Genomic DNA, 19,226 nt, shown 5'->3' with positions numbered 1-19,226 from the left:
AGGGGTGTGTGGGAATAGGGACACTCAACGTCCCTATATCCACACACCCCCATAAGGTCACGCGCATTAAAGGGCCTCAGGCGCCAGCAGCGGCAGGTTCCTTAGCGGTGGAAGTAGCCGCTTCGCCGCTCTCAGTCGGCGAAGGGTCCGTCGGCGAGTTGAGCACGTCGTCGTCCAGCAGGCCTTCGCCGCGCGCGACGACCACCGGCACGACGATCTGGCCCGCGACGTTGGTCGCGGTCCGCATCATGTCCATGATCGGGTTCACCGAGTAGATCAGCGCGATCCCGAGCGCCACCTGCTGCGCGTCGAGCCCGATGAACGCGGTGGTCAGGGTCAGCGCGGTCAGCCAGCCGGTGGTGCCCGCAGTGGCCAGCGCGCCGAGCACGGCGACCACGACGATCCCGACGTACTGCCAGATGTTCAGCGAGACACCGGAGAGGTTCGCGATGAAGATGGCGCCGATCGCGGGGAACACCGCGGCGCAGCCGTCCATCTTCGTGGCGCTGCCCAGCGGAGTCGCGAAGGCGGCGTACGCGGGCTGGACGCCCAGGTTCACGGCGGACTGCCGGGTGAGGGGCAGCGTCGCGGCCGAAGACTGCGAAGCGAACGCGAACTGGATCGCCGTGCCGGCCTTCGAGAAGAACTTCAGCGGGCTGACCTTCGCCACGAACTGAAGCAGGATCGGGTAGACCACCAGCAGCACCAGCAAGCAGCCGACGTACACCGCGAGAGTGGTGGTGAACAGCGGCCGGAACAGGGCGTCACCGTAGTTCGAGACCGCGGCGCCGATCAGGCCGATGATGCCGATCGGGGCGAGCCGGACGATCCAGCCGAGGTAGCGCTGGATGATCTCGAAGACGCTCGTGGTGAAGTCGACGAACGGCTTGGCCTTGTCGCCGAGGCTGTAGGCGGCCGCGCCGATGAGCACGGCGAGGAACAGCACCTGCAGCGTCTCGCCCTCGGTGAAGGCGGTGAAGAAGTTCTTGGGCAGCAGGCCTTCGACGAAAGCGCTCCAGGAACCCCAGTTCTCGGTGCTCTTGGCGGCCTTGTCCGCGTTCTTCGCCGTCGCGGCGACACCTTCGCCGAGCCCGCCGCTGCCCGGGTTGAACAGCTTGGCGACGGCGATGCCGATCAGCGACGCGATGAACGACGTGATCGCGAACCACAGGACGGTCTTGCCACCCAGCCGCGCGGCCTTCTTGCCGCCGCCGAGATTGCGCAGGCTGTTGATGCCGACCACGATCGCCGTGAAGACCAGCGGGATCACCGCGATCTGCAGCAGCGTCGTGAAGATCGTGCCGATCTGGTCGAGCAGGTCGGTCAGCCAGCTCGCCTCGGTCGTCCTGGCGAGCACGCCGAGCAGGGCGCCCACGACGAGCGAGCCGAGGACCGCCGCCGCGAAGACCTTTGGCCTTTTGTAGGTCCGAATGAAAGACACGGGGCGACTCCGGTGCGTGAAGGTTTCCTGATTTCCCGAACGTGAAGAACGTTCGGCGAAGCAGGACTCTTCCGGATCACCCGATCGTGTGGGAGTCGTCTCAGGATGCGGGACGCGTCCACAGTTCGATGACGCTCACGCCGACCTCGGCCAGCAAACGCCGGGTCAGCGGCAGGCTGATCCCGATGACGCTCGAGAAATCGCCGTCGATTCCCTCGATGAACCAGCCGCCGAGCCCGTCGAGCGTGAAGCCGCCGGCCACCTGAAGCGGCTCACCGGAAGCGATGTACGCCTCGATCTCTTCTTGTGAAGGTGTGCCGAAGCGAACCGTGGTGCCTTCGGTTCCAGACGCTTCTTTCGTCTTCACGCCGTTTTCGACGCGAATGATCGCGTGGCCGGTCAGGAGTTCGCCGGTTTTGCCCGCCATCGACGCCCAGCGCTCGCGCGCGGCTTCCGGCGTGATCGGTTTCCCGACCATCTCACCGTTGATCGACAGCATCGAGTCGCAACCCACGATGACCATGTCGCCGTGCCCGCCGAGCGTCTCGAAAACGGTTTCGGCCTTCGCGGCGGCAAGTGCGCGGACCAGCTCCTCGGGAGCCGGATCGGGCAGGGACGCGGCGACGGCGTCCTCGTCGACGCCGGACACGACGACGCTCGGGTCGAAGCCGGCGGAACGCAGGACACCGAGGCGGGCGGGGGACTGGGAAGCGAGGACGAAACGCACCTGAGGAAGGTACTCGACGGCCCGCCGTTGCCTGATTGTGACCTGGGACACCCGAACGTGGAGCTAGTTTGTTGTGGCGCGCAACATATGGATTGTTCGAGCTACGGAGGAACCAATGTCGTCCCGCCTCCGCGTCAGAAGATCACTTCGCACGACGCAAACCACAGTGCTCGCAGTACTGCTCCTGGCTGGCTCGGCCCTGTCGCCGGTGGCGTCCGCCGCCCCGGGGCCGGTCTACAAGAATCCCCACGCATCGACGTCCGCGCGAGTGAACGACCTGCTCAAGCGGATGAGCCTCGACGACAAGATCGGCCAGATGACCCAGGCCGAACGCGGCGCGGTCACCCCCGAACAGGCCGCCGCGCTCAAACTGGGGTCCCTGCTCTCCGGCGGCGGCTCGGTACCCGCCAGCAACACACCGAACGGGTGGGCCGACATGGTCGACTCGTACCAGAAGGCGGCGATTTCGACGCCGCTCGGCATCCCCACGCTCTACGGTGTCGACGCGGTGCACGGCCACAACAATGTCTACGGCGCGACGATCTTCCCGCACAACATCGGCCTCGGTGCGGCCAACAATCCGCGCCTGGTGGAGAAGATCGGCCGCGCGACGGCGCTGGAAGTCGCCGGAACCGGCCCGCAGTGGGACTTTTCGCCGTGCCTGTGCGTCGCTCGTGACGATCGCTGGGGCCGGACCTACGAATCCTTCGGCGAATCCCCGCGCGACGCCATCGCGAACGCGTCGGCCATCACCGGTCTCCAAGGGCGCAGGCTCGGCGAGAAACCGGGATCGGTGCTCGCGACGGCGAAGCACTACGTCGGCGACGGCGGTACGACGAACGGCGTCGACCAGGGCAATACCGAGATCAGCGAACGAGAACTGCGCCAGATCCACCTGCCGCCGTTCCGGGAGGCGATCGACCGCGGCGTGGGCTCGGTGATGATCTCGTTCTCCAGCTTCCAGGGAGTGCGCATGCACGCCCAGAAGTACCTGATCACCGACGTTCTCAAGCGGGAGCTGCGGTTCTCCGGCCTGGTGATCTCGGACTACAACGCGATCAACCAGATCGACGGCAAGGAAGGCTTCACCCCCGAAGAAGTGCGGCTCTCGGTCAACGCGGGCATCGATATGTTCATGGTCCCGTGGGACGCGCCGCAGTTCATCTCCTATCTCAAGGCCGAGGTCGAAGCGGGCCGCGTCTCCCGCGACCGGGTCGACGACGCGAACCGCCGCATCCTGGCGGAGAAGTTCAAGCTCGGCCTGTTCGAGCATCCGTACACCGACCGTTCGCTCCAGAAGACCTTCGGCAGCAAGGAACACCGTGAACTGGCCCGGCAGGCCGTCCGCGAATCCCAGGTGCTGCTGAAGAACGACGGTGTGCTACCGCTGGCGAAGAAGAACAACAAGATCTTCGTCGCGGGCAAGAACGCGAACGACATCGGCAACCAGGCCGGCGGCTGGACGCTCACCTGGCAAGGCCAGAGCGGCCCGGTGATCCCGGGCACGACCATCCTCGACGGGATCAAGTCGGGGGCGGGGAAGGGAACCACGGTGACCTATGACCGTGCGGGTAACGGAATCGACAGCAGCTACAAGGTCGCCCTCGCCGTGGTGGGCGAAACGCCGTACGCCGAAGGACAGGGAGATCGTCCGAACGGCTTCGGGCTCGACGCGGAAGACCTCGCCACGATCGCCAAACTGAAAGCCTCCGGGGTCCCGGTCGTCGTGGTGACCGTGTCCGGGCGCCCGCTCGACATCGCTCCGCAACTGCCGCAGTTCGACGGGCTTCTCGCCGCCTGGCTCCCGGGCAGCGAAGGCGCCGGCGTCGCCGATGTCCTTTACGGCGACTACAACCCGACCGGGAAGCTGACGTTCAGCTGGCCGACCAGCGCGGCGCAGGAACCGGTGAACGTCGGTGACGGCAAGAAGGCGCTGTACCCGTACGGCTACGGCCTGCGGTACCGCCGGTAGGGCCTCGTGAGTGGTAAGGACGGTTCTAACCGTCCTTACCACTCACGAGACCTGGAGTCAGGCGGCGGCGGGTTCGGGCACCGGCACGTGCGGACGCGGAGCCGGACGGCGCATGGTGAGCGCGGCGAGCACGCCCAGCACCAGTACCGCGGCCGGGAGCAGCAGTGTCACCCTTGCCGCATCGGTCAGTCCATTGTGGATGGCGTCGAGCGCGAGCCGCTGGGCCTGCTCGGCGACGCCGGACGGCAGGCCGGGGAACGCCGCCGTCCCGGAGGAACCGAATTCCCCGGTCGATTCCGCGGCCTTCGCGACACCTTCCGCGAACGGGGCCCGGTACCGCTCCGGCAAGGCGCTCGCGGCCACCGCGGCCTCGTCGGCGATCGAAGCGCTGATCCTTGCCTGCAGCAGCACACCGACGGCGGCGCTGCCGAGCACGCCGCCGACCTGGCGCGCGGTGTTGAAGATGCCCGACGCGGTCCCGACGAGCCGCGGCTCGACCGAACTCATCGCCAGGTTGCCCATCGGTGCGAAGATGAACCCGATCCCGAAGCCCGCCACCAGCAACGCCGGGGTGAGCGCCCAGGCGTTCGCGCCCGCCCGTGCGGTCAGCGCCGCCAGTGCCAGCCCCGCGCCCAGCGCCGCCAGCCCGATGATCAGCAGGACCTTGCGGTTCACCTTGTCCGAAGCACGGCCGACGAACGGGCCGATCAAGCCGCCCAGCAGCGACATCGGCGCGAACAGCAGGCCGGACATCGTCGGCGACTCGCCGAGCACGGCCTGGATGTAGATCACCAGCGGAAGGAACATGCCGGTCATCGCGAAGCCGACGGTGACCGCGGTCAGCGCTCCGGCCGAGAAGTTACGGTTCGCGAAAACGCCCAGCGGCAACAAGGGTTCCTTGCGGTTGAGCCGCTGCCACACCACGAAAGCGACCAGCAGGGCGACACCGGCGCCGATGATCTCGAACACGGTGATCGACCCGAAGACGCGGCCCCAGCCGTACTGCTGTCCATTTTGGACACCGTAGACGACGCAGAACAGGCCGGCTCCCGACAGCAGGATGCCGGGGACGTCGAAGGAATGTGAGTGCTTCGGCTGCCAGTCCGGCACCTTGAGCAGTGCCAGCGCGAGCGCGACCACACCGACCGGCAGGTTGACGAAGAAGATCCATTCCCAGCCGAGATGGTCGACGAGCACACCGCCGAGCAGCGGACCGACGATGGCGGCGATCCCGGCGACGCCGCTCCAGAGGCCCATCGCGGGGCCGCGTTTCGACGGCGGGAACAGATGGCTGATGAACGCGAGGGTCTGCGGTGTCATCAAGGCGGCGCCGAGTCCCTGCACCGCGCGGGCCGCGATCAGCGTTTCGACCGAGCCGGACAGGCCGCACCACAGCGAGGCCAGCGTGAACACCACGAGCCCGGCCAGGTAGACGCGTTTCGGGCCGAAACGGTCGCCGAGCCTGCTGGCGAACAGCATCGGCACCGCGTAGGCGAGCAGGTAGACACTGATCACCCAGACGATCGCGTTCAGGCCCGCGCCGAGTTCGCGCAGCATCGCGGGAATCGCGGTCGAAACGATCGTGGTGTCCAGCAGGATCATGAAGAAACCCAGGCACAGCGCGGAAAGCGCCGCCCAGGGGTCAGCTTGTCGCGCGTTCATCGCTGTCGTCCTCGGTGACCAGGTTCAGGTGCGGGGTGCAGTGCTCCTGGAACCGGATACGGCCGGATTCCAGGTCTTCGACCAGCTTCTTGGTCCACTCGAGTTCGAAGGCCCGCCGCGCGGTGGCGTAGGACCAGTCGAGCCAGTAGATCTCGGGAAGCTTGTGCTCGTTGACGAGGTTTTCGAGAACGACCCGGTCGGAGGCGATGGCGGCCTGAAGCCGCAGCACACGGTGCTTGAGGTGGGTGAGCGACATTTCCGGGCCGAGCTCGTCGATGACGGCGAGCGCGCTGAGGTACTCGGGGTACTCCTCGGCGGGGTTGGCCAGCATGTCCTGCGCCCGGTCGACGAACTCGTCTCGACCGGCGTCCGTCATCGCGTACACGGTGCGCTCGGGGCGCTTCCCGTCGCGCTGCGTCTCGACGACCTCGACGAAACCGTTCTGCACCAGGCGATCCACCGTGTGGTAAAGCGAGCCCGCCTTCACCTTGACGCGCGTGTTGACGAAGCGCTCCCGCATCAGCTGCGCCATCTCGTACGGATGCATGGCCCGTTCGTGAAGGAGTTCCAGCACCGCCATGGCGAGTGGGGTGAGCTTCGAGGCCATGGATGATCCCCTCGGACGATTCCTTACTGATTATTCCGAGTGGACTATATGGTAGGACCGGTCCGGGTTCAAGTACGGGGTTCGCGTGCTTGAAGGCGTGACTCGCGTGCTCGGAGGCGGAACTCGCGTGTCAGTTCAGGGGTCTCGGCCCGATTTCGCGTTCGAGGAAGCGGTGGTACTCGATGGCCGCGATCGAGTTCTCCAGCTGTTCGAACGTCGGGGCGGGGAGCGCGCCGTTGAAGACGATGGTGAGGCTCTTGCGCGGGATGTTGATGACGTACGGATCGACGTCGAGTTCTGCACAGTGGCTCCGCAGGACCGCGGTCCAGTGGTCGAGGTCCTCGTCCTCGCCGAGGTGCTCCCATCGCGCGACGATCCAGTTGCCGTTGATCAGCTGGCCCGCCATCTCCCGCGGATCGTGGACCATGTACGGCTCGGCGACGTCGTTCATCGCCCGAGGTGATCGAGGAGCGCGGCGAAGGACTCGGCCGGGAGCACCAGGATCGGCCGGGTCTCGTCCGGCATCGCCCACTGTTTGGTGTCCCGGATGCCGACCAGGCCGGGCGCGGCGCCGACCTCGACGCAGGCGTTCTCTTCCCAGTGCGTGTAGGTCGACTTGTGCCAGCCGGTCATGTTCTCGTGCCAGGTGGTCATCGGAGGCCCTTTCCCCAGTGACTGTTTCGGCAAGTAGACGGGTTGCGCGGCAGCAAGGTTGGCGAGATCGGGTGATCTGTGCCCGTTGGTCGGTGAACGGCTTCGGTGATCGCGTTCGGCGCACGAAAGGGGACTTTCACCGACAGCTGCTTTACCCACGATGCACTCTCGGAGTGCATAGCGCAAAGGGTCTTAGGTCACCGAAGTGAATCGGCCGCGAGCTGTCGGTAGTCGGCGGCGATCCGCGTCAGATGCGAGCAGGCGATGTCGCCGTAGGTGGCGTAGTGCTCGACTTCGGTGAAGTTCTTCTCGTAGTCGGCCACTTCGCGTTCGTCCGTGACGAGCGCCGTGGCCGTCTGAGTCCCGAGGAGCACCGCGCGCGAGTCGTAGATGTCGAAACCGTGGAGGACCGGGACCGAAACCGGTGCGGTCCACGGGATCACGCCCAGCCGCACCCGGCCGCGCCGGGACACCTCGATGAGGTGGCCGAGCTGGGCCAGCATCGTCGCCGCACCGCCCATGTTCCAGCGCAGGGCGCCTTCGGTGAGCACGAAGTGGAACTCGCGGTTCGAGTCGAGGATCCGCTGGCGTTCCAGCCTGGCATCGACCGTCTGGTCGCGTTCGTCGGCAGGCAGCGAATCACCGAACAGGGCGGTGATGTAGTCGCGGGTCTGGAGCAGGCCGAACACGATGGTCGGCTGGAAACTCCGGATACGGGCGGACGCCGTCTCGATCTTGCCGATGCGCTGCTGCATCCGCCAGGCACCGCGCTGGAGGACGACGCGGGCGGATGACGCCTCTTCACGGAGGTCCCGGGTGATCGCGACGAGCGCCCGCCGGACCTTCGCGGGCGCGCGGTAGACGCGGCACAGCGCGACGACCTGTTCCTCGGTCGGCATGAACGCGCCGGTTTCGACCCGCGAGACCTTCGACTGACTGAGGCCGGTGAGCCTGGCCGCTTCGGTACCGGACAACCCGGCGGCTTTGCGCAGACGGCGCAATTCGGTGGAGAGGTGGTCCTGGTTCGTCACGCACGGCTTTCTGGGGCGATCGCGGTCAGCGGATCCGTCACGATAACCCGCGAAGCCGCTTTCAGCGAGGAAGCGCCGAAGCCCGCCAAGCCCCTTCGCCGGGCGCGAGCGGAGCCCGCACGAGCGAAGCCTTGTCCGCCCACCACGAATCCCGTTTCGGGGCCGGTTCCGGTGCCCGCGCACTGGCCGCCGCCGCGACGACGGCGGTCAGGGCGGCGAGTTCGGTGTCGTCCGGGTTGCCCCGGACGACACGCAGCAGCGGGGTTTCGGGCGCGGTCACAGCGGGATGTTCCCGTGCTTCTTGGGCGGCAGCGTCTCCCGCTTGCCCTGGAGCAGCGAGAGCGCCTTCGCGATGTGGCCGCGGGTGTGCGCGGGCACGATCACCGAGTCGACGTAGCCGCGCTCGGCCGCCGCGTACGGGTTCAGGAGCGTGTCCTCGTACTCCTGGATCAGCTCGGCGCGCAGCGCGTCGACGTCCTTGCCGTCGGCGGCGGCCGCGGCGAGGGTCTTGCGGTGCACGATGTTCGCCGCGCCCTGCGCGCCCATGACCGCGACCTGCGCCGTCGGCCAGGCCAGGTTGATGTCCGCGCCGAGGTGCTTCGAACCCATGACGTCGTACGCGCCGCCGTACGCCTTGCGGGTGATGACGGTGACGAGCGGGACGGTCGCTTCGGCGTAGGCGTAGATCAGCTTCGCGCCGCGCCGGATGATGCCGTTCCACTCCTGGTCGGTGCCGGGAAGGAAGCCTGGGACGTCGACGAAGGTCAGCACCGGGATGTTGAACGCGTCGCAGGTGCGCACGAACCGCGCGGCCTTCTCGGACGCGTCGATGTCGAGGCAGCCGGCGAACTGGGTCGGCTGGTTCGCCACGATGCCGACGCTGCGCCCGTCCACCCGGCCGAAGCCGACCAGGATGTTGGGCGCGAACAGCTCGTGCACCTCGAGGAAGTCGCCGTCGTCGACGATGCGGGTGATGACCTCGTGCATGTCGTACGGCTGGTTCGGCGAGTCCGGGATCAGCGTGTCGAGCTCGCGGTCGGACTCGGTGACGTCGTCGAAGAACCCGCCGGGGGCCGCGTCGGTCTCGAAGACGGGAGCCTCGGAAAGGTTGTTCGCCGGGAGGAACGAGAGCAGTTCCTTGACGTAGGCGATCGCGTCCTCGTCGTCGGAGCCGAGGTAGTGCGCGTTGCCCGAACGGGTGTTGTGCGTGCGCCCGCCGCCGAGCTCCTCGAAGGAGACCTCTTCGCCGGTCACGGTCTTGACGACGTCGGGGCCGGTGATGAACATGTGCGAGGTCTTGTCGACCATCACCACGAAGTCGGTCAGCGCCGGCGAGTAGACGTGCCCGCCCGCGTTGGCGCCCATGATCAGCGAGATCTGCGGGATGACGCCGGACGCCTTGACGTTGCGGTTGAAGATCTCGCCGTAGAGCCCGAGCGAGACGACGCCTTCCTGGATCCGCGCGCCGCCGCCCTCGTTGATGCCGATGATCGGGCGGCCGGTCTTGATCGCCAGGTCCATCACCTTGACGATCTTCTCGCCGTACACCTCACCGAGTGAACCGCCGAAGACCGTGACGTCCTGGCTGAACACGCACACCGGACGACCGTCGACGGTGCCGTACCCGGTGACGACGCCGTCGCCGTAGGGCCGGTTCTTCTCCTGGCCGAAGTTGACCGAGCGGTGCTTCGCCAGTTCGTCGAGTTCGACGAACGAGCCCTCGTCCAGCAGCAGGTCGATCCGCTCGCGGGCGGTCTTCTTGCCCTTGGCGTGCTGTTTCTCCACCGCCCTCGCGGAACCCGCGTGTACCGCCTCGTCATACCGGCGGTACAGGTCGGCCAGCTTACCGGCCGTGGTGTGGATGTCCGGTTCGTCCTCGGGCGGCGTCCCGAGCGGCTCCGTCGCACTGCTCATGAAAGCGCAGCCTAGCTACTCGACGGTCACTTCGCGTGTGGCGTAGGCAACGTCCGTCAGCGGTGGCGGGTCGTGAGTGGTCGCGGACGACCGGTCCGTGAAGGCCTCCTTCCCTACCCTCAAAGTAGGGAAGGAGGCCTTCACTACCTGACCCACGATCAGCCCCAGCCAAATCCAGTACCGGCGGACCCATCCCTCACTGGACGGAGGCGCGCACCAGACCGGACTCGTAGGCCGCGATCACCAGCTGCGCCCGGTCCCGCGCCGCGAGTTTGTGCAGGAGGTGGCCGATGTGCGTCTTCACCGTCGCCAGCCCGAGATGCAGGGTCCCGGCGATCTCGTCGTTCGACAGTCCGCGCGCGATCAGGCTCAGGACCTCGCGTTCGCGGGTGGTGATGTTGTCCAGCGAAGCCGCGACGCGCTGCCCGGGTTCGGGCAGCCGGGCGAACTCGGCGATGAGCCTTCGCGTGATCGACGGGGCCAGCAGTCCTTCGCCCGCCGCGACGACCCGGATCGCGGTCAGCAGCTCGGCGGGCGGGGTGTCCTTCAGCAGGAATCCGCTCGCGCCCGCGCGCAGGGCCGAATACACGTAGGCGTCGAGGTCGAAGGTCGTCAGCATCAGCACGTGGACGCCTTCGGTGGCGGCCGACGCGCAGATCCGCCGGGTGGCTTCGATCCCGTCCAGTTCGGGCATGCGGACGTCCATCAGGACGACGTCGGGGCGCTCCTTCTCGGCGAGTTCCGCGGCCTCCGCGCCGTCGCTCGCCTCGCCGACGACTTCGAGGTCCGGCGCGCTGTCGACGAGCACGCGGAAGCTGCCGCGCAGCAACGCCTGGTCGTCGGCGATCAGTACGCGGATCATCGTGTCCCCACTTCCTTGGCGGCGTACGGCAGCCGCGCGAACACCCGGAATCCCCCGGCGGGCAGCGGGCCCGCTTCGAAGTCACCACCGTAGACGGCGACGCGTTCGCGCATGCCGATCAAACCGTGCCCGCCGGGCGTCGACGGCGAACCTTCGCCGCGCCCGTCGTCGACGATTTCGACGCTGACCTCGCCGGGGCCTTCGGTGATCGTGACCCGGCAGGCCGACGGTCCCGCGTGCTTCACGACGTTGGTCACCGCCTCCTGCGTGATGCGGTAGACCGAAAGCGCGACACCTTCCGGGAGGTCGTCCACCGCCTCGCCGGTCAGCTCGACGCGCACCCCGGCCTGTCCGGCGCGTTCGGCCAGGGTGCGCAGGTCGGCGAGTTTCGGCGCGGGGCCGAGCGCGGCCTCGGGCGTCCCGTCACCGGAACGGAGGACGCCGAGCATCCGCCGGAGTTCGACGAGCGTCTCGCGGCTGGTGAGTTCGATGACTCGCAACGCTTCGCGTGCTTCTTCCGGCTGTTCTCGCGCGACGTGGTTGCCGACGGCCGCCTTGACCGCGATCAGGCTCATGCTGTGCGCGACGACGTCGTGCATCTCGCGCGCGATACGCAGCCGTTCGTCGGAAACCGCCTGATCGGCTTGAGTTTCCGCGAGCTGGGCCAGGTTCGCGCGCCGTTGCCGCGTCATCCAGCCGAGTGCCCACGAGCCCGCCACCCCGCCGCCCGCGAAGGCCGTCGACGCGATCGTGTTCGGGCCCAGCCGCAGGAACTCGAAGATCATGACTACGACCAGGCCGAGGCCCATCGCGATCAGCGAGCGGGCACGCGGGTGTTCCAGCGCCACGGTGTAGAGGGCGCACGCGGTGGCCAGGAGCGCGGCCGGGCCCAGCCCGTTGCCGGCGAGCAGGGCCGGGACCAGGGCGCCCAGGCCGAGGCCGTAGGCGATCAGCGGCCGGTGGCGCCGCAGCGCGATCGCGATCCCGCTGGCGGCGACCGTCGCCCAGGCGAGCCACATCGGGATGGCGATGAGGAACGTCCAGGTCTTCGCGGCCAGGTTCCCGCCGACGGCCACGACGAGCACCAGCGCGAGGAGCGCGTCGATCGTGTACGCCACCCGCTGGGGGAGCGCCGACGGCTGTTTCATACGGCGAACTTAACCGGACATGTGGTGCGTGCGCGTCCGTCCGGCGGAGGTCAACCCCAGGGTGGAGATCAGCTTCCCTGAGTCGCCGCGAAGAACTTCTTCAGCTTCTCGCGCCGGCTTCGTAGCGCCTCGGGCACGATGTCGTCCTGTCCGGCGGGGACGGTCTGGGTCACCTCGACCATGGTGCCGTCGAGTTCGGAATGGCTGAACTCCCAGCGGACGATCCCGCCCCGTGGCAGCGAAAACTCCAGCAGCCGCGGCGGTTCCTCGTGGATGACCGTGCCCTCGGCCGGTTCGGCGGTGAGACGGGCCCAGACCTCATCGAGCGGTTTCCAGACCAGGTCGCGACGGAAGCGGATCACCTTGCCGTCGCCGGTTTCCAGAACTTCGCCCTCGGCGAGCCCGAACTCCTCGGTGTAGGCCTCGATCGGGCCGATCCAGTCGGCCGACGGCTCATGGTCCACGCCGTCGAGCAGGGCGACGAGCGCCACGAGGCAGCTATCCCAGCCAGCGGCCGTGCGGGGCGCCGCGATCTTGGCGATGGCGGGTTCACCACGGCCGAACGTATGCGTGAAGAGCAGACGGCTGCCGTCGCCGTCCGGAGTGATCTCCCAGCGCAGCACGTCGTCGTTCCAGCTGAACACGAACACGCGGGGTTCGTCGGCTTCGAGGACTTTGCCCGCGGTCGGGGCCTCTTCGCCCTCGAAGCTGAATTCGATCTTTCCGCCCGGTCGCAGGTCGACTGTGACCGCTGCGGGAAACCATTTCGCGAGCTTCGACGGTTCGGTGATCGCCTGCCAGACACGCTCCGGCCGGTCTGCGAGACGACGTTCCATCCGTAGCGCCGGACGTTCCCCGACGGTCTCCAACCGGGCGCGAGAGTTCACGGTGACCTCCTTATCTGCTTTGACGCTAATATAACCACGGGCTAATATTTGATCAAGTGTCGAGGTGGACGCCGATCCCGTCCCGCCCCGGCGCGAGTTCCGCACGCAGCACCAGATCGTCGTCGTAATCGCCCCCGTTCTGGTGACGGAACGGGATCGGGTCCTGAATGGCCAGCGTCCGCAGCCGTTCGCGCAGCGCCGCGGCCGCGGCTTCGAATTGCCCTGGCGAGACGCGGTCGGCGCCGCAGATCGTCAGCGGGGGCAGGACCGACATGCCCGCGTACCAAAGTGTCCCGTGCTGCAACGGGAACAGCAGGTCACCGATGTCGCCGTTCACCCCGCGCGGGCCGATCGTGGCCTCCGGCGCCCCCGCGGTCAGCACGACCATGGCGCGCTTCCCGGCCAGCGCGCCTTCGCCGTAGCGCGCCGTCCGGCCGTCGGGGCGCTGGACGCCGTAGGCGAAACCCTTGACGAAGACGCGGTCGAACCAGCCCTTGAGGATGGCGGGCATTCCGTACCACCACAGCGGGAATTGGATGATCACGGTGTCCGCCCACGCCAGTTTTTCGTGTTCGGCGCGGATGTCCTCGCCGAGCTCGCCGGTCTCGAAGGCGCACTTCGACGTCGCGCCGACGACAAGCCGGTCCGGGGAAGCGGCCCGGCCGAAGTCGTCGGCGTCGACGACTGCCTTCCACTTCATCGCGTACAGATCGGATTCCCGGACGTCGGCGCCCTGCGCGCGGAGGGCGCTCAACCCCTCGTCGCGCAGCGAGCCGCCGAGGGAACGGGGTTCGGGGTGGGCGAAGATCCACAGCACGTTCATGGTCCCACCGTCGCGTGTTCTCCCCGCCGCGGACGAGTGGCCTGATGGACAACATGTGCAAGAATCGAGCCATGGGCTTCTTCGTGCATCCCGGCCGTCATCGGGTCGCCGTGCTGGTCCGCCACGGAATGCTGGTGATGGAGCTGGGGATCGTCACCCGGCTGTTCGGCACGGCCAAGTCCGCCGACGGCGAGCCGCTCTACGAGGTCGTCACCTGCACGCCGGAACCGGGGCAGATCCGGACCGACGCCGACGTCACGATCTCGGTCGCGCTCGGGCCGGAGGTGCTGGCCGAGGCCGACACCGTGGTCATCCCGGCGTCGTCCACCGAATACGAACCGTCGGGGCACGACCTCACCGAGCCGCTCGCGCGGGCGCTGGAGCTGATCCGCCCGGAGGCCAGGATCGCGTCGATCTGCACGGGTGCCTTCGTGCTCGCCGCCGCCGGCCTGCTCGACGGCCGGAAGGCGACCACGCACTGGCGATCGGCGCTGGACTTCCAGGCGAAGTTCCCGAAGGTCGACCTGGATCCCAACGTGCTCTACACCGACGACGGGAACGTGCTGACCGCGGCGGGCGTCGCGTCCGGGATCGATCTCTGCCTGCACATGATCCGCTGCGATCACGGTGCCGCGGTCGCGAACGAGGTCGCGCGCGGAACGGTCGTCTCGCCACACCGCGAGGGCGGGCAGGCGCAGTTCATCCGGCGGCCGGTGCCGGAGCCGCAGTCCTCTTCGACGGCGGCGGCGCGTGCCTGGGCGCTCGAGAACCTCGACAGGCCGCTGACGCTGCGCGAACTCGCGGCGAAAGAGGCGATGAGCACGAGGACGTTCACGCGGCGATTCCGCGACGAGGTCGGGATCTCGGCGTTGCAGTGGCTGACCCAGCAGCGGATCGAACGAGCCCGCCAACTGCTCGAAGAGACCGATCTGCCGGTGGACAAGGTCGCCACCGAAGCGGGCTTCGGCACCGCCGCGTCGCTGCGTCAGCATCTGCAGGCGGCGTTGGGGGTCTCGCCGAGCGCGTATCGGAACACCTTCCGCGAAGCCGTCTGAAAGCAGCTGACCGCCTGGTAACTTACCCTGGGATAAGTTCCGGAGGTGGTCAGTGAAGGCCCTGAAAATCGCCGAACGGGTGTTGTTCGCGAGCGCCGCGATCGGCACGGTGTACTCCGCGAGGACAGGCAATCGGAAGCTGCGACTCGCGACCAAGCCCGCCGCGGTCCCGGTGCTCGCCGCCAGGGTCGCGCGTTCGCGGGGGCTCGCGCCGGGGGAGAAGGGGCTGCTCGTCACCGCGTTGATCGCGGCGGGCGCGGGCGACCACTTCATGGGCCGGTCCGACGAGGACGGCCAGCTGATCAGGGGTGCGACCTCGTTCGGTGTCATGCAGGTGCTGTACTCCGCGCTGTTGTGGCGCCGCGGTGCCCGCCCGCGCGCGGCGACCGCGCCGCCCAGGCTGGCGGCGTGGGCCGCGGCCGCGGTCGCGATGGCGTTGCCGAAGCCGTCCCCGGTCTCTTCGGTGCTTTCGGTCTACGGAGGCCTGCTGAGCACGACGTCGACCCTCGCGGCCGACCCGGTGCTGGCGCCGAAGGCCAAGGTCTCGGGCGGGATGGTGGTCCCGTCGGGTGACCGCCGCACCTGGATCGCCGCCGGCGCGCTGCTGTTCTCCGCGTCGGATCTGGCGATCCTGATCCGCCGCGACTTCGTCACCAGTGAGCGGGTGCGGGCCAACCTCGAAACCTTCGTGCTGACTTCGTACCTCGCGTCGCAGTGGCTGCTCGTCGAAGGCATGACCGCAGAAAGTTAAGCACCTACTTGACTATTGTCCGGCGTGGGCGGATAGTTAAGCATGTGCCTAACCAACGCATGGACCAGGTGTTCAAGGCGCTGTCCGACGGGACGCGCCGCGAAATGATCGAGCGCCTCACCCGGGGCCCCGCCTCGGTGGGGGAGCTCGCGCAGCCGTTGTCGATGTCGCTGCCCGCCGTGATGCAGCACCTCCAGGTGCTGGAGGCCAGCGGGCTCGTCCGGTCGGAGAAGGCGGGGCGCGTCCGTACCTGCCACCTCGAACCGGACGGACTGCGGATGGCCGAGGACTGGCTCGGCGGGCAGCGCACCGGCTGGGAACACCGGCTCGATCGCCTTGGCGGCTTTCTGGACTCCGACGAAAGGCAAAGGTCATGACCGTCAAACACGCCACTTTCACCCTCGAGCGCGTCTACCCCGTGGCGCCGGAACGCGTTTTCGCCGCTTGGTCGGATCCGGCCGCGAAGGCCGGTTGGATCACCGTGCCCGGCGGCGGGCACTCCCTCGACTTCCGGGTCGGCGGCCGCGAGGTCATCAGCGGTCCCCCCGGCGGCAAGCAGATGCTCTTCGAAGCCCGCTATGAGGACATCGCGGAAAACGAGCGGATCGTCTACGCGGGGAAGCTCTCCGCGGACGACGTCCTGGCGACCGTTTCGGTCACGACGATCCTGCTCGAAGCAGAGGAAGGCGGCACCCGGCTGACGTTGATCGAGCAGGGCACCTTCCTCGACGGCCACGAAGAGCCGGCATGGCGAGAGCAGGGCACGGGCGACTGGCTCGATGCGCTGGGGAAGGTTTTGTCGGCAGTATGAACACATGCTGACCGCTGAACTGATCGTCGACAGCCGTGTCCCGTCGGAACCCGCGCTCTCCCCGGATGGACGGTGGATCGCCTACCAGGTCGCCACCATCGCGAAGGGCAGCCCTGAAATCTGGCTGGCGGGCGTGGACGGTGAGGAAAAGCCGCGGAAGCTGGCCGAGGGGTCCTCGCCCCGGTGGTCGCCGGACTCCCTCTACTTCCTCCGGGACGGGCTGATTCACACGGAGGACGGGCCGCTGTTCGCCTGGCGGAGCGAGATCACGGCGTTCCTCCCGATGCGCGAGCGGATCGTGTTCATCGCCGAAGACGAGACGCCTGCCGCGGAAATCTGGGTCTGGAGTGAAAGCCTCCGTCCGGCACGGCTGCGGAGCTTCGACCCGCGAACCGGTGAGATCACGACACTGCTCGAAGACCACGTGGTCGACGTCGCCCGTCGCCAGGACGACGGGGCGCTCGCCGTGGTGACGTGGCCGACCCCGGAGACCGATCCCGGCGCGCTCGAACCCCGGCTTTCCGTGCTGAACCTGGAAAGCGGAGAACGGCGTGACCTAGGGAGGTCCGCGTTCGAAACCAAGAGCCCGGTCTGGTGGCGGGACGGGGACGGCTGGCACATCACGTATCTCGCGACCCCGGAAATCGTGGGCGGCTGGGCGGTCTTCGACGTGCCCGTGGAAACGGGTGAGCACCGGAACCTGACGCCGGAAGTGGCCTGTCCGATCAGGCTCGCACAGGTCGATTCCGGCGCGCCGCTGGTGCTCGTCGCCGACGGTCTCGACACGGCCCTTCACCGGCTCGGTGCCGGCGAAGTGTCGTTGTGGCGAGGGCAGGCGGACGCGATCGCTTCGAACGGCGAGATCGTGGCCGTCGTGCTGAGCACCGCCCACCGCCCGGTGGATGTCCATTGTGGACTCATCGGTGAGCCGCTGACGCGCGTGAGCGATACTGCGCCAGAGCTTGCCGAGATTCTCTGGGGATCGCAGGAACGCTTGTCCTATAAGGCTTCCGACGGTCTCACGCTGGACGGACTGCTCGTTCTCCCGCCGGGGAAGACCCGGGCCGACGGACCTTTCTCGCTGGTCACCGTGGTGCACGGCGGACCGTATGACCGGTACGCGGACCGCTTCATGCTCGGCTGGTTCCCGTCGGCGCAGTGGCTGGCCCTGGCAGGGCACGCCGTCTTCCTGCCGAATCCCCGTGGGGGACAAGGCCATGGGCACGAATTCGCCGCTTCTGTCGCGGGACGGGTAGGCCTGGAGGAATGGAGCGATCACGAGACCGGGATCGATCTCCTCATCGCTGAAGGAGTGGCCGATCCGGAGCGGCTCGGGATCGCGGGCGGGAGTCACGGCGGATATATGACGGCCTGGGCCGTCGGGCAGACCCGCCGGTTCAAGGCGGCACTGATGGTCGCCGGGATCTGTGACTGGGGAATGCTCGCCGCGACCGGTGAACTCGGTCCGCTGGTGGAAGCCGCGCACGGCGGAAGTATCGGCTGGGAAGGAACAGGCCCGCACCGGCACGATCAGCTCAGCCCGATCTCCTTCGCGTCGAAGATCGAGACCCCCGTGCTGATCGTGCACGGTGCGGAAGACACGAACGTCCCCTTGTCCCAGGCGGAATTCTTCCACCGCGCGCTACGCCACTTCGGCGTCGAACACGACCTCGTCGTGTATCCCGGCGAAGGGCACAGGATCTCCGAACGGGAACACCAGCTGGATCTGCTCCGCCGCGCCCGCGAGTGGTTCGCGCGGTTGCTCTAGCTTTGCGGTTCGCCGGGGACGTACGTGCCGAAAGTCCATTCGTAGCCTTCGAGGTCGTCGACGCGGCAGCGGTAGTTGCCCCATTCGGTGTTCACCGGTTCCCAGACCGACGTCGCGCCGGCTTCGATGGCGGAGGCGAACACGGCGTCCACGGCTTCCTGCGTCGGAAGGCTCACGTAGAGGCCGTGGCCGACGGTTTCGCCCTTGCGTGCCGGGCGGTCGTAGTCCTCCTCCGCGCTGAACACGATGATCCGGACTTCGCCGAGCCGCAGTTCCGCGTGCAGGATCAGGCCTTTGTCGTCGGGGTACTCCGTGGTGGTCTCGAAGCCGAAGGCGCGTTCGAGCCAGCGAAGGGCCTTGGGGGCGTCGTTGTAAGCGAGGTAGGAGTGGAGGGAGGCGGTGCGTTCCTGGGTTTCGGTCATGGGCACAGCCTCGCAACCGATGCGGACAACCACGGTCCTCGATTCGCGGCTGTTTCTTCACCAGAGCAGCCGCAGACCGAGCACGGTGATGAGCGCGCTCGACGCCAGCGCGGTCATCAGCCGTCCACGGCGTCCGGTCAGTGCCTTGCCGAGCATGGCGCCACCGCCCGCGAGGAGCAGTTGCCAGCTGGCCGAGGCCGCGAACGCCGCCGCCACGAAGGCGACGTGTTCCGCTCCGCTCGCCGAGGCCATGTCCTCGCTGCCCAGTACGAGCGCCGCGAAGTAGACCACTGTCGTCGGGTTCAGCAGCGTGATCCCGAGCAGGCTCACGTACGCCTTCATCGGCCCGATCGTGACCGGCTGCGTCACCTCGGCCTTCGCGGAGTCGCGGAAGGTCCGGATCCCGCTGAGTCCGATGTGGACGGCCAGCGCGAGCAGGATCACCACCGATGTCCAGCGCAGCGGTACGGCGATCGGCTCGATGAGAGGGATGAGCCTGCCGCCGCCGAGAACCGCGACCAGCGCGTACAACCCGTCGGCCGTGGCGACGCCGAGCGCGGCGTACGCGCCGATCCTGAGCCCCGATCTGGCCGTCAGCACGACGAGATAGGTCGCGACCGCGCCCACCGGGATGGCGATGCCATACCCGGCGAGCAGGCCCGCGACGAGCGCGGCGCTCACGGTCGGACTG

General features: G+C 67.9%; 21 protein-coding genes. 6 read left to right on the top strand and 15 right to left on the bottom strand.

Annotated elements, in window-relative coordinates; translation table 11 throughout:
* Positions 1–76: 76 nt before the first annotated feature.
* Both LCL61_RS40095 and LCL61_RS40090 read right to left on the bottom strand, forming a co-directional pair.
* The gene (locus LCL61_RS40095; RefSeq protein WP_340684558.1) at positions 77–1,441 is read right to left on the bottom strand and encodes a dicarboxylate/amino acid:cation symporter; all 1,365 of its coding nucleotides are present in this window, start codon (positions 1,439–1,441) and stop codon (positions 77–79) included.
* A 100-nt stretch (positions 1,442–1,541) separates the two neighbouring features.
* Positions 1,542–2,168 carry a nucleoside triphosphate pyrophosphatase gene (locus LCL61_RS40090; RefSeq protein ID WP_340684557.1) on the bottom strand — a complete coding sequence of 209 codons (627 nt, stop codon included), beginning with the start codon at positions 2,166–2,168 and terminating at the stop codon, positions 1,542–1,544.
* A gap of 166 nt (positions 2,169–2,334) precedes the next feature.
* Between LCL61_RS40090 and LCL61_RS40085 the strand changes: the two genes are divergently transcribed.
* On the top strand, positions 2,335–4,140 hold the full coding sequence (locus LCL61_RS40085; RefSeq protein ID WP_340684556.1) for a glycoside hydrolase family 3 protein: 1,806 nt from the start codon (positions 2,335–2,337) through the stop codon (positions 4,138–4,140).
* Between the two features lie 57 nt (positions 4,141–4,197).
* Here the strand turns inward: LCL61_RS40085 and LCL61_RS40080 are convergent, their stop codons facing one another.
* From LCL61_RS40080 to LCL61_RS40030, 11 genes are all read right to left on the bottom strand, one after another.
* Complete coding sequence (locus tag LCL61_RS40080; RefSeq protein WP_340684555.1) at positions 4,198–5,802, bottom strand: DHA2 family efflux MFS transporter permease subunit; 1,605 nt, start codon at positions 5,800–5,802, stop codon at positions 4,198–4,200.
* Positions 5,783–6,409: a PadR family transcriptional regulator gene (locus tag LCL61_RS40075; protein ID WP_340684554.1), complete on the bottom strand. Its 627-nt coding sequence runs from the start codon at positions 6,407–6,409 to the stop codon at positions 5,783–5,785. Before LCL61_RS40075 ends, LCL61_RS40080 begins: the two co-directional genes overlap by 20 nt.
* 130 nt (positions 6,410–6,539) lie before the next feature.
* On the bottom strand, positions 6,540–6,860 hold the full coding sequence (locus LCL61_RS40070) for a hypothetical protein (protein WP_340684553.1): 321 nt from the start codon (positions 6,858–6,860) through the stop codon (positions 6,540–6,542).
* A complete protein-coding gene (locus LCL61_RS40065) occupies positions 6,857–7,063 on the bottom strand; it encodes a DUF397 domain-containing protein (RefSeq protein WP_340684552.1) in 207 nt (68 codons plus the stop codon). The genes LCL61_RS40070 and LCL61_RS40065 overlap by 4 nt, the downstream gene beginning before the upstream one ends.
* Positions 7,064–7,260: 197 nt before the next feature.
* Positions 7,261–8,094, bottom strand: coding sequence for a helix-turn-helix transcriptional regulator (locus tag LCL61_RS40060; protein WP_340684551.1), 834 nt, complete (start codon positions 8,092–8,094; stop codon positions 7,261–7,263).
* A gap of 61 nt (positions 8,095–8,155) precedes the next feature.
* A complete protein-coding gene (locus LCL61_RS40055; protein ID WP_340684550.1) occupies positions 8,156–8,374 on the bottom strand; it encodes an acyl-CoA carboxylase subunit epsilon in 219 nt (72 codons plus the stop codon).
* Complete coding sequence (locus LCL61_RS40050; protein WP_340684549.1) at positions 8,371–10,008, bottom strand: acyl-CoA carboxylase subunit beta; 1,638 nt, start codon at positions 10,006–10,008, stop codon at positions 8,371–8,373. The genes LCL61_RS40055 and LCL61_RS40050 overlap by 4 nt, the downstream gene beginning before the upstream one ends.
* 196 nt (positions 10,009–10,204) lie before the next feature.
* Positions 10,205–10,870 carry a response regulator gene (locus LCL61_RS40045; protein ID WP_016331341.1) on the bottom strand — a complete coding sequence of 222 codons (666 nt, stop codon included), beginning with the start codon at positions 10,868–10,870 and terminating at the stop codon, positions 10,205–10,207.
* Entirely contained in the window at positions 10,867–12,018 is a 1,152-nt protein-coding gene (locus LCL61_RS40040) for a sensor histidine kinase (protein WP_340684548.1), read from the bottom strand. Before LCL61_RS40040 ends, LCL61_RS40045 begins: the two co-directional genes overlap by 4 nt.
* Before the next feature lie 68 nt (positions 12,019–12,086).
* The gene (locus tag LCL61_RS40035; RefSeq protein WP_340684547.1) at positions 12,087–12,905 is read right to left on the bottom strand and encodes an SRPBCC family protein; all 819 of its coding nucleotides are present in this window, start codon (positions 12,903–12,905) and stop codon (positions 12,087–12,089) included.
* A 52-nt stretch (positions 12,906–12,957) separates the two neighbouring features.
* On the bottom strand, positions 12,958–13,728 hold the full coding sequence (locus LCL61_RS40030) for an NAD(P)H-dependent oxidoreductase (protein WP_340684546.1): 771 nt from the start codon (positions 13,726–13,728) through the stop codon (positions 12,958–12,960).
* A 44-nt stretch (positions 13,729–13,772) separates the two neighbouring features.
* On the opposite strand from LCL61_RS40030, the gene LCL61_RS40025 reads away from it, so the two are divergent.
* From LCL61_RS40025 to LCL61_RS40005, 5 genes are read left to right on the top strand one after another with little or no spacing between them, the layout of a single operon-like run.
* Positions 13,773–14,783: a GlxA family transcriptional regulator gene (locus tag LCL61_RS40025; protein ID WP_340684545.1), complete on the top strand. Its 1,011-nt coding sequence runs from the start codon at positions 13,773–13,775 to the stop codon at positions 14,781–14,783.
* A gap of 52 nt (positions 14,784–14,835) precedes the next feature.
* Positions 14,836–15,534 (top strand): lysoplasmalogenase family protein, encoded by a 699-nt coding sequence (locus LCL61_RS40020; RefSeq protein ID WP_340684544.1) that lies wholly within the window; start codon positions 14,836–14,838, stop codon positions 15,532–15,534.
* A gap of 59 nt (positions 15,535–15,593) precedes the next feature.
* Positions 15,594–15,911, top strand: coding sequence for a metalloregulator ArsR/SmtB family transcription factor (locus tag LCL61_RS40015; protein WP_340688799.1), 318 nt, complete (start codon positions 15,594–15,596; stop codon positions 15,909–15,911).
* Positions 15,908–16,345 (top strand): SRPBCC family protein, encoded by a 438-nt coding sequence (locus LCL61_RS40010; RefSeq protein WP_340684543.1) that lies wholly within the window; start codon positions 15,908–15,910, stop codon positions 16,343–16,345. The genes LCL61_RS40015 and LCL61_RS40010 overlap by 4 nt, the downstream gene beginning before the upstream one ends.
* Positions 16,346–16,349: 4 nt before the next feature.
* Positions 16,350–18,113 (top strand): S9 family peptidase, encoded by a 1,764-nt coding sequence (locus tag LCL61_RS40005; RefSeq protein WP_340684542.1) that lies wholly within the window; start codon positions 16,350–16,352, stop codon positions 18,111–18,113.
* Here LCL61_RS40005 and LCL61_RS40000 read toward each other — a convergent pair.
* The gene (locus LCL61_RS40000; RefSeq protein ID WP_340684541.1) at positions 18,110–18,535 is read right to left on the bottom strand and encodes a VOC family protein; all 426 of its coding nucleotides are present in this window, start codon (positions 18,533–18,535) and stop codon (positions 18,110–18,112) included. The genes LCL61_RS40005 and LCL61_RS40000 overlap by 4 nt on opposite strands.
* A gap of 57 nt (positions 18,536–18,592) precedes the next feature.
* The gene (locus LCL61_RS39995) at positions 18,593–19,216 is read right to left on the bottom strand and encodes a LysE family transporter (RefSeq protein ID WP_340684540.1); all 624 of its coding nucleotides are present in this window, start codon (positions 19,214–19,216) and stop codon (positions 18,593–18,595) included.
* Positions 19,217–19,226: the final 10 nt, after the last annotated feature.

This window comes from Amycolatopsis coloradensis (assembly GCF_037997115.1).
Taxonomy (GTDB): domain Bacteria; phylum Actinomycetota; class Actinomycetes; order Mycobacteriales; family Pseudonocardiaceae; genus Amycolatopsis; species Amycolatopsis coloradensis_A.
Note: the sequence above shows the minus strand (reverse complement) of the source record. Positions and strands in the feature narration are given on the sequence as shown.

Excerpts from the sequence above, each read along its gene's own strand:
- LCL61_RS40080 (WP_340684555.1), bottom strand. The coding sequence starts at position 5,802 with ATGAACGCGCGACAAGCTGACCCCTGGGCGGCGCTTTCCGCGCTGTGC.
- LCL61_RS40075 (WP_340684554.1), bottom strand. The coding sequence starts at position 6,409 with ATGGCCTCGAAGCTCACCCCACTCGCCATGGCGGTGCTGGAACTCCTT.
- LCL61_RS40070 (WP_340684553.1), bottom strand. The coding sequence starts at position 6,860 with ATGAACGACGTCGCCGAGCCGTACATGGTCCACGATCCGCGGGAGATG.
- LCL61_RS40065 (WP_340684552.1), bottom strand. The coding sequence starts at position 7,063 with ATGACCACCTGGCACGAGAACATGACCGGCTGGCACAAGTCGACCTAC.
- LCL61_RS40050 (WP_340684549.1), bottom strand. The coding sequence starts at position 10,008 with ATGAGCAGTGCGACGGAGCCGCTCGGGACGCCGCCCGAGGACGAACCG.
- LCL61_RS40045 (WP_016331341.1), bottom strand. The coding sequence starts at position 10,870 with ATGATCCGCGTACTGATCGCCGACGACCAGGCGTTGCTGCGCGGCAGC.
- LCL61_RS40040 (WP_340684548.1), bottom strand. The coding sequence starts at position 12,018 with ATGAAACAGCCGTCGGCGCTCCCCCAGCGGGTGGCGTACACGATCGAC.
- LCL61_RS40030 (WP_340684546.1), bottom strand. The coding sequence starts at position 13,728 with ATGAACGTGCTGTGGATCTTCGCCCACCCCGAACCCCGTTCCCTCGGC.
- LCL61_RS40025 (WP_340684545.1), top strand. The coding sequence starts at position 13,773 with ATGGACAACATGTGCAAGAATCGAGCCATGGGCTTCTTCGTGCATCCC.
- LCL61_RS40015 (WP_340688799.1), top strand. The coding sequence starts at position 15,594 with ATGGACCAGGTGTTCAAGGCGCTGTCCGACGGGACGCGCCGCGAAATG.
- LCL61_RS40010 (WP_340684543.1), top strand. The coding sequence starts at position 15,908 with ATGACCGTCAAACACGCCACTTTCACCCTCGAGCGCGTCTACCCCGTG.
- LCL61_RS40005 (WP_340684542.1), top strand. The coding sequence starts at position 16,350 with ATGCTGACCGCTGAACTGATCGTCGACAGCCGTGTCCCGTCGGAACCC.
- LCL61_RS40000 (WP_340684541.1), bottom strand. The coding sequence starts at position 18,535 with ATGACCGAAACCCAGGAACGCACCGCCTCCCTCCACTCCTACCTCGCT.